Here is a 14,358-nt window from a genome sequence, read left to right as displayed (position 1 = left end):
TAGCAGCCGGTAACTTAATAAGTAGGAGATTAATCCCAGTCTAAAGGAGAAAAAATGTCCAAAGAACGCGCTAATTCTCTCTACCCCGCGTCGATGCTTACGCGGCGCTCAAAAGTTGGGATTGTAGGTGCCGGATTCGTGGGAACCGCCCTGGCCTATGCCTGCCAAATCAAAGGTGCGGCACGCGAAATCGCCCTCTTTGATATCAATAAAGCCAAAGTAGAGGCCGAGGCGCTCGACCTGGCTCACGGGATTCAGTTCACCCCCGCAGCCTCGATCTCCGGATCGGATGATGTAGAAGTACTGCGGGACTCGGATGTAGTCGTGATTACCGCTGGCCCCCAGCAAAAACCGGGGCAGTCGCGCCTCGATATGGTGCAGGCGATGGTAAATATCATGAACTCGATTTTGCCGAAGGTACTGAATGTAGCCCCCGACGCTATCTATATTTTGGTGTCTAACCCGGTTGATATCGCCACCTATATGGCTTTGAAGATGAGTGGACTACCCTCCCATAAGGTATTTGGTTCCGGTACGGTACTGGATACTTCCCGGATGCGCTACCTTATCTCCCAAGAAACCGGGGTGGCAGTCCAAAACGTGCACGCCTATATAGCCGGGGAACACGGCGACTCGGAAGTACCTCTGTGGTCAAGCGCCGAGATCGGTAACGTGCCGCTTTCGCGCTGGGGAGCCACGATTAATGGCGGAATCTTTGATGACAAGCTGAAACAGCGCATCTCCAAAGATGTAGTCGAATCCGCTTACCGGATAATTGAAGGCAAAGGGGTCACTAACTTCGCGATCGGTCTGTCGGTCACCAATATTATTTCTGCAGTGATGCGCGATGAAGATCGGGTGTTGACGGTATCTTCGCTGCTAGATAACTGGAATGGGATTTCTGGAGTATGTATGGCAGCTCCTACCTTGGTGGGACGAGCCGGGATAGGGCGGGTACTTGATCCCCCGATTACCCTCAATGAGCGTGATGCCCTCACTCGCAGTGCCGAAAAGCTAGCCGAGGTCGCCAAATCGGCAGGGCTCTAGGTAGCAGGCGGGGAAGTTCGCTAAGAAAGGGGAACTTCCCAAATAATTTTCAATCCGCGCGGTAAGGCGGGCTGCACCAGACAGATTCCGCCGTGGCGGCGCGCCCTGCTTTTTAGGTTATCTAACCCGGAACGCCTGGTAACGGCAGGGTCGAGGCCGCGTCCATCATCGGTTACTTCGACGCGAATAGAACCATTAGTGCCCATACCGCTAATGCTCACCACTACTTGCGCCGAAGACGCGCCCGCGTGGCGCGCAGTATTAGATAAAGCTTCGCGTACCACCGCCACCACATCATCAGAAATATCGTGGCTAAGCCGCTGATCAACCTCCTCAATCAGGATTTCTTCCCGCGAGGGATTAGCCGAGGAAAGTGTCTCACCATCGATATCTAAAACGAAAGAGGGCGCAAAACCCAGTAGGCGACGCGCCAGTGAGGCTTCCCGGCGCAAGCGTTCAACCAAATCGACTGCCGCGTCAGGTTCCCGCAGGTTATGAACAATTGCCCGGATCTGTTTCACCGAATCATCGACGCTAGCAAGAGCATCTTGCATCAAAGATTCGGCGCGTGCAGAGTCCAGATCATCTCCATTAGCAAAGGCCGCGCGGATACGTTCCAATTGCATGCCGGTGGCAAACAGTTGCTGAATCGCCAGGTCATGAAGATCTTCGCCAATCTTGGCGCGTTCATCTAGCAAAGTAGCAATATCAGCTGCATGTTTAGCCCCTGCAATCTCTAGAGCCAAAGCCGCCTGAGTAGCGACCTGTTCCGCCATTTCTAATACCGCCGGATCAAACTCCGGTTTTTCCGGCAGACGTAGCAGCAATAAAACCCCGATGGCGTGGGAACCTGCCAGGAGAGGAGCATAAAGCGCCGCCCCAAACTTAGCTAACTCAGGTACCCGCATAGTGGTTGCTCGGGCTAGAGAGTCAACGATTAAACCTTGACCTTCCGCTAGTACCGTCCGCGCCCGTCCGTGGGGAGGAAAGGTTACCCCGATAAGGTCGGCGGCGCCGTATCCAGAAGCAATTTCGCATACCCAGGAATCGCCAACTGAAGGTAGCACCAGGAGCGCCGTATCCGCGTCCGCTACCTCTCGCACTGATTTGGCGATGAACTGTAGCGCGTCCTCTTCTTCGGTTCCCTCTAATAAAATCGTGGTGAGCTGCTGCGACACCCTGGTCCAGCGCTCGCGGGAACGAGAAACCTCATAAAGACGCGAGTTCTCTACTGCTACTGCAGCCAGGATCGCTAAACCAGACACATAAGCTAAGTCTTGTTGGCTGTAACCGCCGGGACGATTACACAAATAGAGGCGTCCATAGACTTGTTCGTGGATACGAAGCGGCACCCCCAAGAAAGAAACCATTTCTGGGTGCGCAGGCGGGTAACCGGTGAAACGAGGGTCAGAATGCAAATCATTAGAGATAATGCCGTTATCTACCGGGATAGCCCCGATTATTCCCCGACCGATGGGGGGATTACCTAAAGTTTCTCTCTCGTCGGCGCTAAGCCCGTGGATATAAAAAGCGCTGGTTTCTCCGCGCGAACCCAGAATCGATAGCGCCCCATAGGGCGAGGAAGTAACCGCACAAGCCTGATCTACGAAAGCCTGCAGAACTTTATCTTGCTCCAGGTTTCCCATCATCTGCAGCACTGAGGAAAGTAACTGGGTGCTATCTTCTGGTAGGGGCGAGTATTGCCCCGAAGCATTATTTAGCAGCGGAGGAATATCGATCGGGGAGGACGCATCCGCATCAGAGTTATCGGAGGTGGGCAGGTCCTTAAAAGACATCAACCTGCTCCTGACGCAGACTCCAGGCATAGCCTTGGTGAGTTTCCAACAGTTCTCGATGGGTACCTTGGGCTACGAAAGTTGCCGGTTCATCCGGCAGGCCATGCGGTTTATCCATAATGAAAACTCGATCTGCCTGGTCAAGTGGGGTGAGGCGGTGGGTTACCAGCACGACTCCCCGCTGATGTTCCTTGCTGCCGGCAGTTAGCAAATCTCGCAGCAGCGCATCCGCAGTTTCCGGATCTAAGTGCTCACCCGGTTCATCCAGGGCTAGGAGTGGAGCTTTAGCTGCCAAGGCGCGTGCCAGCAGGATGCGGCGGCGTTCCCCACCAGAAATAGTGGTCGCTCCCGAACCTAACTCGGTTTCGATACCGTCCGGTAGCGAGGAAAGCCACTCGCCTAAACCGGCTTCTTTAACGAGTTCTTCGCCTTCAGAAACTGAAAGCTGACCATTAGCCACTCGCAAGTTTTCTAGAATAGTGGTTTCGAAAATATGAGCGTCCTCGGGAGTGATCACAAAACTAGCAGCCGCCTGCGTGCGTGGCAGAGAGGAAATATCTACTCCGTCAATCTTTACGCTCCCAGAAACTGGTTTTAGCAGGCCAGATAGAGTGTAGAGCAGGGTAGTTTTTCCAATGCCGGACTGGCCGACAATCGCCAGGTGATCCCCGGGAGCCAGCCGCAGGTTAATCCCGTCAGCCACTACTGGGCCGCCCGGCCAGCCGATAGCTAAATCCTTGGCCTCGAGGATGCTCGGGCCGGTAGCTTTGAAATTTTCAATCACCGCATCTTCGGTTTCTTCAGCCGCTTTTACCTGGTCTTCCGGGGGCAACATATTCATGATCCTTACCGCCGAAGTCGCTGAAATCACCAGCTGTTGGGCGGCAGGACCGAGCTGGGCAGTCCCCTCAAAAGAAGCCAGAGGTGTAAGCGCCAGGACGGCCAACATGACTTCCGGAATGGACTGATCAATAACCGCAAAAATCCCGAAGTAAGCGGCCATTATCACTGACATCAGCATTCCGAACACGTCGATAGCCGCCGCCCAAGCCGCCGGTTTCGCGGTGGCATCCTTGGCGTCATAGAGCTGATCTTCCAGATCGGACAAGCCGGCAAGCACCTGCTGGGTTTGCCCATCAACCGTGATTTGAGCAGATCCATCAACAATGGTCATAGCTACTTCTGAAATGTGGGCGCGGCTTTCGGTTTCCCGGCGCTGGGCAATCCGGGTAGAACGAATGGTAAATAAAGGCCCTACCACTCCCGAGAGCAGCAAGCCCAAAGTTAAGAACAGCCCGGCGCGCCAATCCACTAGGGAAATCCCGATTACGGTGATGATTCCCACGATGGTGGCCACCATCGCTGGTAGCAGGCTTTTGACCACGAAATCACCGATATTATCAACATCGGTTCCCAGCCGGTCGAGAATATCTCCCCGCCGCAAACTGGCGATCCGAGCAGTATCCGAATGCGAAAGCGTCTTATAAAGGTTAGTGCGCAGGGTGGTCATCCCCGATACCCCTAGCTGGTGGGAGGCTAGGCGCTCTAGGTAACGGAACACCGCTTTGGAGATTCCGAATAAGCGCACGGAAACTACCGCGACCTCCAGGTAGAGGACGGGTGGCATTTGGGAGGCACGCGCAATCAGCCAGGCGGCGGTGGCACCCAGGGCAATGGAGGCGCCCAGTCCGGCAGCTCCCAAGAAACAAGCCAAGAACAAAGTGCCGGGTTTTAGTTCCAAAAGTTTTATCGCCCGCTTGAGAGCCTGGCGTTCCTCAGCAGTAATGAACCAAGTTTTCATGCTATTCCAACCCCCGGGTCGAGCCTAAGAATTCAGGAATCTCCGCCTCACTGGCTCTGGCCGCCTGTGGCTGAGTATCTCTATACTTTTCTGTTTCTTCGGGAGTGAAAGGAACAGAAGAAATTCGCACTACCTGGTCAGCTATCTGTGCTAACTCTTTACGGTGGGCAATTAAAACTACGGTTTTTCCCGCATCTTTCAACTGCTGAACCACTTGTGCTACTTGTGCCACCAAATGGGCATCAAGGTGGGCAGAAGGCTCATCCAGAGCAATTAGCTGCTTGGTAGAGAGCAGCGCCCGTACTAGGGCAAGGCGTTGGCGCTGACCTACTGACAGACCTTCCCCGCCTGCCCGTAAAAATGTGTTCCAGCCTTCCGGTAGCTTCGCTACTACCTCCTCGAAACCCGCTAGACGCGCGGCTTTATGCACTTGCTCCCCGGGCGCCCCCTGAGGGAAAAGTTCCGCAAGATGAGCGGGGCTTTCAGCAATGTTTTGTGCCAAAGTTCCCGGTAGCAATAGCGGCATCTGTGGGAGCCACGAGGTTTGCTCCCACCAAGAATCTGGAGAAACCTCATCTAAATCCAGGTTTTTACCGGAGGCGTCGGTCAAGGTAATAGTGCCGCGGTCGCTAGAGAGCTGTTTTAACAGCGCCATAACGGTAGTGGTTTTACCTTCCCCCGATTTACCTACTAAAGCGGTGATAGTGGCCGGTTTAATTACTAGATTAACGGCATTGGGTGCCCAAGCTCCCCGCGAACGCATCCCCAGATCCTTAATCGTAATAGTGGTTTCTTCCAGTTTCGGAGCCGGTTTATCACCACTGGTAGCCGGGGGAGTTTCTAGGATTTCGAAGGCCGATTGTGAAGCCGAAAGCCCATCGGCGGAGGCATGGAAGAATTTGCCAACTTCCCGCACCGGCGCGTATACCTCGGGAGCCAGCATAATTGCAATTAGCCCAGTGTAGAGGTCGAGACCGCCAGCCACCATCCGCAGACCTACGGTAACCGCCACGATAGCTACCGACAGAATCGATATAAACTCCAGGACTGCACCCGATAGGAAGGCGATCCGTAAAGTCGCCATCGTGGTTTGGGTATAGGTTTTCCCAATCGAAGAAATCTGTTTTTCTGGGCCGCGGTGCCTGCCCAGGCTCTTTAAAGTCGCTAAACCGGCAACTAAATCTAGCAGTTGCCTGCCCAAATGCTGCATGGTAGCCAGGCGGCGATCCGAGGCAGTCTGGGTCATCAGCCCAATAATCACCATAAATATCGGGATCAAAGGAATAGTAATAATGGCTACCAGCGCTGACCAAAAGTCCAAAATCGCCATTACCAGTAGCACTAGGGGAGTGACCGTGACTGCCAAGATCAGTTGCGGAATATAGTCCACGAAATAAGGACCGAGTTTTTCTAAACCTCGGGTAGCCAGGGTAACCGTGTCGGTTCCTTTGCGTGCCAGCCAGCGCGGCCCCAGTTTCAAACAATGCGCCAGCACCTGTCCACGCAGTTCCCGAATCGCTTTCTTGGCCGCCCTATGTTGATGGTTGGAGCGGAAATAGGTGAGTGCTACCCGTGCCAGCGATACAAGCGCCAGCCAAAACGCGAACTGAGCGACTTGATCCCAGGATTGCCTTAAAGAGATTACTGGAGAAATCAGTGCCGAGATTAAGAAGCATTGGGCGATTACGAGACCTGCTTGCATAATGCCGGTGACTGCGGTGATAGCGATGGCGACCCGCGCAGACTTAGCATATTTCAGCAGTTTCGGATCAAGTGGTTTCAAAACAAGTGTCCTCCGTGCAAATATCGGGACTATTTTCCCACAGGAACGTGAAAACTCTAAACGCGTCCCAATCTAGTCTGATAGTACGTGGGAGGAACTGGGGTAGAAAAAGTACTCGGGGGACCCCGGTGAGCCTTGCTTCGCTCGGCTCAAGCCCCCTCTCGCATCTTTTTCTACCCCAGTTCGGTAACACCGCGCCCACTCGGATGAAATCCCCTCCCGCGCTCATTCTGGGTTTCGCGTGTCAGTAAAATCTGTTTCCGGTAGGTGGGGACAATAGTCGTGGGGGTAAAAATAATGTTGGCCTTGGCTGAATAGCCAAGGCCAACACTATTTATTTAGTTTTATTACTGGCACCTAGTTGGAAGTTACCTGATAGGTGCCGATATTTGCCTAGCTTTCCGCGAGGAAAGAAGCACCCTGACGAATCTTGTCCCAGGGAACACCCGGGTTTTCGTCCAGACCCTCAAGAGTAATCTTCAGCGGCATGCGAGTGTAGCTCCAGAAGGTGTAACCCAAAACAATGGGCACCACTACCAGCGCGATCACTAGCATAATCGCCAAAGTAGACGACGAGGAAGAAGCATCCCAGATAGTCAGAGAGAACTCTGGCTTAATGGAAGACTTCATAGCGTTGGGTGCCATCGCGGTAAAGATCCACGCAACTGCCCCAGCGATTCCGACGGAGTGGGCGAGCAAGGTACCCCATTCGGAGCCGCGAAGCGCCATTAGTACCGTGACGACAAACGCCAAGGCAGCAATGATCAGCGGAATCCAAGCCATGGCCTGGGAAGCGTACAGGAATTGACCCCAAAGCGCGGCCACTGCAACCAGCACGGTGTCCGCAATCGCGAACTTACCGAGCAGATTCTTAGCGCGGTTCTGAACTTCACCATTGGTGCGCAGAGCCAAGTAAGCCAAGCCCTGAGTAGCGAAAATCAACGCTAGCATGACCCCACCCGCAATGGTGTAGGGGGTTAGCAGCGAGAGGAATACGCTACCGAGAGGAGCGCCCTGAGAAGTGAAGTTGTGGACGTGCTTGCTGAGGTCAGCAGCTCCCGCCACGGCTTCACCGGGGGTGTTGTACTGGGTAATCGCAATATTCATGCCCTGAACCAGGTTGGCGAAGGCCACCCCGAACAGAATCGGAACTAGCCAGGCAACAATGGTCTGCCAGCTGTCCCAGCGACCCCGCCAAGCAGCCGAGGCTACCTTGGTGCGCCACTCAATCGCGCAGATGCGGATAATCAAGCAGAACAGAATCAGGAACAGTGCCAGGTACATTCCAGAGAACATGGTGGCGTACCATTCCGGGAAGGCGGCGAAAGTCGCGCCTCCGGCGGTCAGCAACCAAACCTCGTTACCATCCCAAACCGGGCCAAAGGTCTTTTGAACCTGAGAGCGTTCACGGTCGGTCTTGGCTACCATCGGCATTACCATACCGGCGCCTACACCGAACCCTTCCAGTACCAGATAGCCAGTCCAGAGGACGGCGATCAGGATGAACCAAATAACTTGTAGAATAGTCATCTCTTCGATCTCCTATCTGACCTAGTAAGCAAAGCTTAGGTTCTTGCCAGCATCCTCGCCATGTACTGCCTTTTCATTGGCATTGACGTGGATACCTTCCTTAACGTAACGCTTAATCAACAGGAACCAGACAATGCCTAGTGCCAGGTAGATCAGCGTGAAGCCCAGCAAGGTAACAAGTACCTGCCATGCGGGCACTGCGAACGAAAGCCCATGGGCGGTAAGCATAAATACCGAGGATCCATCGACTTGCATGTCCACTGGGTGCACGATGAACGGCTGACGACCCCATTCGGTGAATAGCCAGCCGAAGGAGCAGGCTAGGAAAGGCATCGGCAGGGACCAAATGGCGAACTTACCCAAACCAGTGGACTTAGAAATCTTGCCACCCTTGGTAGCAACCAGACCCCAAATCGCCAGGATTGCCGAGAAGATGCCAAACAGCATCATCAGGCGGAAGCTCCAGAAGCTGAACATAATGTTCGGGCTGAAGTCAACCGGCTGCGACTGCATATCGTAGCCGCGCTGGCTGAGAATCTCAGAGAACAATGAGCCATATTGCTGGTTCAAAGTATCCAGACCCTCTACCTTTCCAGTGAAGGAGTTGGTAGCCATGAAGGAGTAAACCCCGGGTACCTCGCCAACCTTGGAAATCTGATCGCAGTTAGCGTTCAGTGGTCCAAAAGCAGCAATAGTAAAGGGTGCGCCCTCGCCAGCATTTGGAGTCTGGCAAAGAGCCTCAGCAGCAGCCATCTTGGCCGGCTGGTGCTTAGCAACTAGCTGACCTTGAACGTGTCCGGTGACCGCGGTTAGCAGACCGCCAACGATAACTACCACCATGCCGAAACGGGCAATGGGACGCCAAATGTCACGTGCCTCAGTCTCGGCGCCAGCGTTGGCAGACCGAACCATCCACCAAATAGCGATGCCGGCAACAAAGGTGCCAACCAGCAGCCATGAAGTAGAAAGCACGTGAGTGTATGCCGCCCACAGTACCGGGTTAAGCAGTACCTGGAAGAAGCCAGCCAGGCCGTCCAACTGTGCACGGCCGGTTGCCGGATCGAAGGTTGCCCCTACCGGATGCTGCATCCAGGAGTTTGCCCCCACGATCCACAGAGCCGAAGTGTTAACCCCGACGCAGACCAGCCAGACGCACGTGAGGTGCGCCTTCTTAGATAGCCGGCCCCAGCCGAAGATCCACAGACCCAGGAAGGTGGACTCCATAAAGAATGAAATAAGAGCCTCACATGCTAGCGGCGCACCGAAGATGTCGCCCACAAAGCGGGAGTACTCTGACCAGTTCATGCCGAACTGGAATTCTTGCACGATACCGGTGGCAACACCGAGTGCAAAGTTAATTAGGAACAGTTTCCCAAAGAACCGTGTCGCCTTCAGCCAATATTCCTCGCCAGTTTTATGCCATTTAGTTTGCATAATGGCAACCAGGAGGGACATGCCGATGGTGAACGGAACCAGGATGAAATGGTAGACGGTAGTAACACCGAACTGCCATCGCGCCAACATAGTGGCATCTAATGCTGTTGAAGCAATAGTCATTCTGCTCGCCTTTCCGTTTCTAGTCGGTTTAGAAGTCGCTGCCCGCTATGAGCTTGCTTAGGCGAGTCCATAGTGACAACGTTGTCACTTAGATTAGCTCGTTTTTCAGCCGGTCGCTAAGTAATTCCCAGGATTTTCTAAGAATTAGCCTGGTTTTACGACAGAATTGAGAAATATGGAATAATGATCTTGGATGGTTTCCGGCGTCGCACTACGGAGGGAACCACCCCAGAGGGACTATTTTCCTAGGAAAACTCTCTGGCGTGGGGTGAATGTACTCGCGTAAACAAAGGCTTCCGTCCTAGAGGACGGCGTAATATAGGGGACTCGCCAGTGCGGGCGTGTCCAGGTGAGATCAGTGGTGAAAGACCCAAATAATAACGAAACAGAATCTAATCAAAATAGTGGCGCGGCACTTTTTTCCGGGCCAGCTTTTTCTGCCCCCAAGAAAATAGAATCTTCTCCGGCAGCTCCCGCTCAGATTACGGCGGCTCCAGCTTTTGCGGCTCCTATGTTTGCGGCGGCTCCCGTTCCGGAAGTGAACGCTCAAGGGGATGGCGACAGCGACCAGGACTCGGCTCCCAGGCGCAAGAGCCGGAAAAAGGGTGAGGGCGCCAGCGAAAAGAAAACTAAATCGACTAAAGGCAAAGGCGAGAAAAAGGCGCGGGGCTCTAAAAACTCCCGTAAAGGCGAGGACGCGTCCGGGGATAATGGTTCCGGTGACAACGGGAAACAATCTCGTTCCAAAGAGACTACTGCCCGGAAAGATAAGTCAGAGACTAACGGCGCTCAAGCAGCGCGGGGATCCCAAGAAGAAACAGAAACGGGTAGTAGTCACCGTAGGCGTCGGCGGCGCACTCGCGGTAGCGCAGAGGCTGTTGACCAGATTGAGCAGGTCAAGGGGTCAACTCGCCTAGAGGCCAAGAAGCAGCGTCGCCGGGAGGGACGCCGGGAGGGACGACGCCCCAAGATCATTACTGAATCTGAATATTTGGCGCGTCGTGAAGCGGTAGATCGCACTATGCTAATCCGTTCTAAAGACGGACTAAATCAGATTGCAGTCTTAGAGGATAACGTGCTGGTAGAACACTATGTTTCCCGGCATACCCAAACCACTATGGTGGGTTCGGTTTATCGCGGCAAAGTGCAAAACGTTTTGCCCTCTATGGAGGCGGCTTTCGTTGATTTAGGGCGCGGACGCAACGCGGTGCTTTATGCCGGCGAAGTCAATTGGGATGTTGCCGGGATGAAGGGCAGGCCGCGGCGCATCGAAGAAGCCTTAAAATCTGGCGATTCCATTACCGTGCAGGTAACCAAAGATCCCATTGGACATAAGGGTGCGCGACTAACTTCGCAGGTGACGCTGCCGGGACGTTTCCTGGTTTTAGTTCCGGGAGGAACTATGACCGGTATTTCCCGGAAACTTCCCGAGAGTGAGCGCCGCCGCCTCAAGAAGCTGCTAAAGGTGATTGTGCCCAAGGACTTCGGGGTAATCATTAGGACGGCTGCGGAGGGCGCCAGCGAAGATCAACTTCGTCAAGACGTGCAGCGTCTGCAAAGACAGTGGGAGAAAATCGAAAAGAACGCCGCGTCCTCCAAATCTGCTCCCTATTTATTGCACGGAGAGCCGGAACTAGCCTTGCGGGTGGTACGTGACGTTTTCAATGAAGATTTCCAAAAGCTGAAAGTGGAAGGTAAGGAGACTTATCGTCAAGTCGATTCCTATGTAGAAGAGTTTGCTCCTGATCTGCGTGATCGGGTTGAACAATGGGTGGGTGCCGATGATATTTTCGCTGCCCACCGCGTAGATGAGCAGCTAGCTAAGGGGATGGATCGCAAAGTTTGGTTGCCATCGGGCGGCTACCTGATTATCGATCGTACCGAAGCTATGACCGTTATCGATGTGAACACCGGTAAATACACGGGCTCCGGCGGAACTTTAGAAGAAACCGTCACTCGCAATAACTTAGAATCCGCCGAGGAAATTGTGCGTCAGCTGCGCCTTCGCGATATCGGGGGAATCATAGTTATCGACTTCGTAGATATGGTGTTGGAGTCCAACCGGGATCTGGTGTTGCGACGCCTAGTGGAATGCCTGGGGCGGGATCGCACTCGCCACCAGGTAACCGAAGTTACTTCCCTTGGTCTGGTACAGATGACCCGTAAACGGGTAGGGGAAGGGCTGGTAGAAGCATTCTCTACTCCTTGCGAGCATTGCGAGGGGCGCGGGTTTATCGTGCATGGCGAACCGGTAGAAAACGGTGCTAATAGCGATGAAAATCTGCGTTCTCAGGGGCAAAAACGTGAGGCCAGGGAAGACAGACGTTCAAAAACGGAGTCTAAGAACCGGGCGTCGATGGCAAAAGTTGCGGCAGCTGCCAGTAAGGCTCATGACGAGGAAACCCAGAGCAAAAAACCTAATGATGCTAAGAAAGAGCAGCTTTTAGCTAAAGACACAGCTATCCCGGAGCCGGAAAAGAGCCCGGAGGAACCGGCATCTGCTCCGGAGAAGACCGCTGAAGTAAAGCAGGAAGTAGTCAGCCCCCAAAAAGAGGCTGGGGTAAAAGATGCTTCTGAACAGGGTTCCGATGGCGCGGATCCTCAAGATGAGGTTCAAAACAGTGAGGGCGTAGCCAAAGCCCACCCCCGCGTGGCCGTAACTTCGGGGACGGTCACTCACTCTAGTGAGAGCGCGGTGATGACTATCCAAAGTGCAGGTACCGCCAAAGCTGTGAGTCTAGAACAGCTGGGAGCGGGCGCTCCTACCTGGGAAAAGAAAACGGAATCGGGTGAAGATGAAGAAGGGGAAACCCCGCGGCGTCACGCCGCAGTAACTGCGTAAAACCCTAGTTTTCTCCCGCTTACTTACGGCGTAAGCGGGAGAAAACTAATTTTCAGCTAGTTTCCTCAGGCAAAAATCTCACAATGTGGGTGTTTTTGTCCGACAAATGATAGAAGGGGCTATTTTAGCTCTAAGCAATTGCGCTTCGACAATTGTTTGTCCCGTCTATAAGGAGTTGAGATGTCTGGACAGGTTTCGCAGCCTACTGCGTCCGATAAGACCAGCCGACAGTCATGGGGGACACAATATGGATTCCTGATTGCGGCGATTGGGTCTGCGATTGGTTTGGGAAACATTTGGCGTTTCCCCGGTGTTGCCTATACCAATGGTGGCGGTGCGTTCATCGTTCCCTATCTGATCGCCCTACTAGCCATTGGACTACCAATGCTGATGCTAGACTACGCGATCGGTCACAAGTTCCGGGGCTCGCCCCCTCTCGCTCTCGCCAGGGTAAACCGGCGTGCCGAAGCCGTAGGTTGGTGGCAGGTGGGCGTCTGTTTCTTCATTGTCGTCTACTATGCGGCCATTATTGCCTGGGCGCTGCGCTATACCATGTTTTCCTTTACTCGTGCCTGGGGAAATGATCCGGCAAAATTCTTTTCCGATAAGTTCCTGCAGGCACAAGACACCACTTCAATCTCGCTGACCCCGGTGTGGGGAATCGCGATTCCGCTGATTATTACCTGGGTGGTCACTATTGTCCTAATCGCTCTCGGGGTTTCGCGCGGTATCGAATGGATTACCAAAATCTGTATTCCCTTGCTGGTAGTGCTATTCGTAGCCATGGTGATCAAGGCGCTGACCTTGCCGGGAGCCACCGACGGATTAAACAAATTCTTTACCCCCGATTGGAGCGCCCTGTGGAACGGGAAAGTCTGGATTGCGGCCGTTGCTCAAATCTTCTACTCACTGTCAGTAGGCTTCGGGATTATGATGACCTACGCCTCCTACCTGAAGAAGCGTTCTAACTTGACCGGTACCGGTCTAGTTGCCGGTTTCGCGAACTCTTCCTTTGAGATACTCGCAGGCATCGGCGTTTTCGCCACCTTGGGTTATATGGCGCATCTGCAACATACTTCGGTCGACAAACTGGAAAATATTTCCGGGGTTTCGCTTTCCTTTATTACCTTCCCGCAAATTATCAACGAGATGCCTGGCGGCGCCATTTTCGGAGCGCTATTCTTCGCCTCCCTAGTGTTGGCGGGTATCACCTCCATGGTGTCTTTGGTGCAGGTGGTTGCGGGGGCTTTCCAAGACAAGATTGGTTGGACCTCTAAACAGGCATCGGTGATTCTCGGGGTCGTGTTGGCGATCGTCTCGGTGTTCTTCTTTGGAACTACCACCGGGCTGGCCGCACTCGACACCGTTGACAACTACATCAACACTATCGGGGTGGTAGGTGCGGCACTCTCACTGTGCGTGATTGTTACAGTGGTAACCCCCTCGCTACGTTCCCTGCGAGTTCACTTGAACGTGACCTCTGCGGTAAAAGCCGGTAAATGGTGGGAGGGGCTCATCGGCTTCGTAATCCCGGTGCTCCTAGTATTCATGCTGGTACCTAACCTGGTGGATCTGATTTCTCACGGTTATGGTGATTATCCGCGTTGGTGGACAAATACTTTCGGCTGGGGTATGTTGGCGATTCTCTTGGTGTTCTCAGTGATAATGCCCCGTATGAAGTGGCATAAGAGCGCCGAGATTTCACCCTCGTTCGACCTAGAAAATGTGGACTGGAACAAGGAGGAAGACTAGCTATGACTGGTGAAGCGATATTGATGATGCTGGTCGCCATCCTGGTGATTTGGGGCGGCCTGGTGGGTTCGGTAGTGGCGCTGCGCCGTATGGATCCGCCCTATCAAAAAGGGGAAAACTACTCGGAAATCGACTTTAACCCCCATCAGGGTCTTACGGAGGCTGACTTTATCGAAAAGGAAGCCAAAGAGGCTGCGGATGCGGCTAAGGCCGGTCAGGAGTAACGTAGACCTGGTTTTTAAGGCGGGGC

The 14,358-nt window shown here is 53.7% G+C and carries 9 protein-coding genes; 4 read left to right on the top strand and 5 right to left on the bottom strand.

The window, feature by feature from the left end; genetic code table 11:
* Positions 1–54: 54 nt before the first annotated feature.
* Positions 55–1,047, top strand: a complete 993-nt coding sequence (locus KO216_RS06560; RefSeq protein ID WP_215523448.1) for an L-lactate dehydrogenase — start codon at positions 55–57, stop codon at positions 1,045–1,047.
* Between the two features lie 20 nt (positions 1,048–1,067).
* Here the strand turns inward: KO216_RS06560 and KO216_RS06555 are convergent, their stop codons facing one another.
* The 5 genes from KO216_RS06555 to KO216_RS06535 all read right to left on the bottom strand — a co-directional run bounded on the left by KO216_RS06555 (position 1,068) and on the right by KO216_RS06535 (position 9,514).
* Positions 1,068–2,843 (bottom strand): sensor histidine kinase, encoded by a 1,776-nt coding sequence (locus tag KO216_RS06555; RefSeq protein ID WP_215523447.1) that lies wholly within the window; start codon positions 2,841–2,843, stop codon positions 1,068–1,070.
* On the bottom strand, positions 2,833–4,644 hold the full coding sequence (gene cydC, locus KO216_RS06550) for a thiol reductant ABC exporter subunit CydC (RefSeq protein ID WP_215523446.1): 1,812 nt from the start codon (positions 4,642–4,644) through the stop codon (positions 2,833–2,835). Before cydC ends, KO216_RS06555 begins: the two co-directional genes overlap by 11 nt.
* Position 4,645: 1 nt before the next feature.
* Positions 4,646–6,427, bottom strand: a complete 1,782-nt coding sequence (gene cydD, locus KO216_RS06545) for a thiol reductant ABC exporter subunit CydD (RefSeq protein WP_215523445.1) — start codon at positions 6,425–6,427, stop codon at positions 4,646–4,648.
* A 393-nt stretch (positions 6,428–6,820) separates the two neighbouring features.
* Entirely contained in the window at positions 6,821–7,957 is a 1,137-nt protein-coding gene (gene cydB / locus KO216_RS06540) for a cytochrome d ubiquinol oxidase subunit II (protein WP_215523444.1), read from the bottom strand.
* A gap of 21 nt (positions 7,958–7,978) precedes the next feature.
* Positions 7,979–9,514, bottom strand: a complete 1,536-nt coding sequence (locus KO216_RS06535; protein WP_215523443.1) for a cytochrome ubiquinol oxidase subunit I — start codon at positions 9,512–9,514, stop codon at positions 7,979–7,981.
* A gap of 511 nt (positions 9,515–10,025) precedes the next feature.
* On the opposite strand from KO216_RS06535, the gene KO216_RS06530 reads away from it, so the two are divergent.
* The 3 genes from KO216_RS06530 to KO216_RS06520 all read left to right on the top strand — a co-directional run bounded on the left by KO216_RS06530 (position 10,026) and on the right by KO216_RS06520 (position 14,332).
* Positions 10,026–12,356 carry an Rne/Rng family ribonuclease gene (locus tag KO216_RS06530; RefSeq protein WP_215524082.1) on the top strand — a complete coding sequence of 777 codons (2,331 nt, stop codon included), beginning with the start codon at positions 10,026–10,028 and terminating at the stop codon, positions 12,354–12,356.
* A 180-nt stretch (positions 12,357–12,536) separates the two neighbouring features.
* Complete coding sequence (locus KO216_RS06525; RefSeq protein WP_215523442.1) at positions 12,537–14,108, top strand: sodium-dependent transporter; 1,572 nt, start codon at positions 12,537–12,539, stop codon at positions 14,106–14,108.
* Positions 14,109–14,110: 2 nt separating this feature from the next.
* Positions 14,111–14,332, top strand: a complete 222-nt coding sequence (locus KO216_RS06520) for a methionine/alanine import family NSS transporter small subunit (RefSeq protein WP_215523441.1) — start codon at positions 14,111–14,113, stop codon at positions 14,330–14,332.
* The last annotated feature ends 26 nt before the right edge of the window (positions 14,333–14,358 follow it).

This window comes from Varibaculum prostatecancerukia, from assembly GCF_943169825.2.
Taxonomy (GTDB): domain Bacteria; phylum Actinomycetota; class Actinomycetes; order Actinomycetales; family Actinomycetaceae; genus Varibaculum; species Varibaculum prostatecancerukia.
The sequence above is the reverse complement of the archived record's forward strand: the minus strand, read 5'-3'. Positions and strand labels throughout refer to the sequence as shown.

Excerpts from the sequence above, each read along its gene's own strand:
- KO216_RS06520 (WP_215523441.1), top strand. The coding sequence starts at position 14,111 with ATGACTGGTGAAGCGATATTGATGATGCTGGTCGCCATCCTGGTGATT.
- KO216_RS06525 (WP_215523442.1), top strand. The coding sequence starts at position 12,537 with ATGTCTGGACAGGTTTCGCAGCCTACTGCGTCCGATAAGACCAGCCGA.
- cydC (WP_215523446.1), bottom strand. The coding sequence starts at position 4,644 with ATGAAAACTTGGTTCATTACTGCTGAGGAACGCCAGGCTCTCAAGCGG.
- KO216_RS06535 (WP_215523443.1), bottom strand. The coding sequence starts at position 9,514 with ATGACTATTGCTTCAACAGCATTAGATGCCACTATGTTGGCGCGATGG.
- KO216_RS06560 (WP_215523448.1), top strand. The coding sequence starts at position 55 with ATGTCCAAAGAACGCGCTAATTCTCTCTACCCCGCGTCGATGCTTACG.
- cydB (WP_215523444.1), bottom strand. The coding sequence starts at position 7,957 with ATGACTATTCTACAAGTTATTTGGTTCATCCTGATCGCCGTCCTCTGG.
- KO216_RS06530 (WP_215524082.1), top strand. The coding sequence starts at position 10,026 with ATGTTTGCGGCGGCTCCCGTTCCGGAAGTGAACGCTCAAGGGGATGGC.
- KO216_RS06555 (WP_215523447.1), bottom strand. The coding sequence starts at position 2,843 with ATGTCTTTTAAGGACCTGCCCACCTCCGATAACTCTGATGCGGATGCG.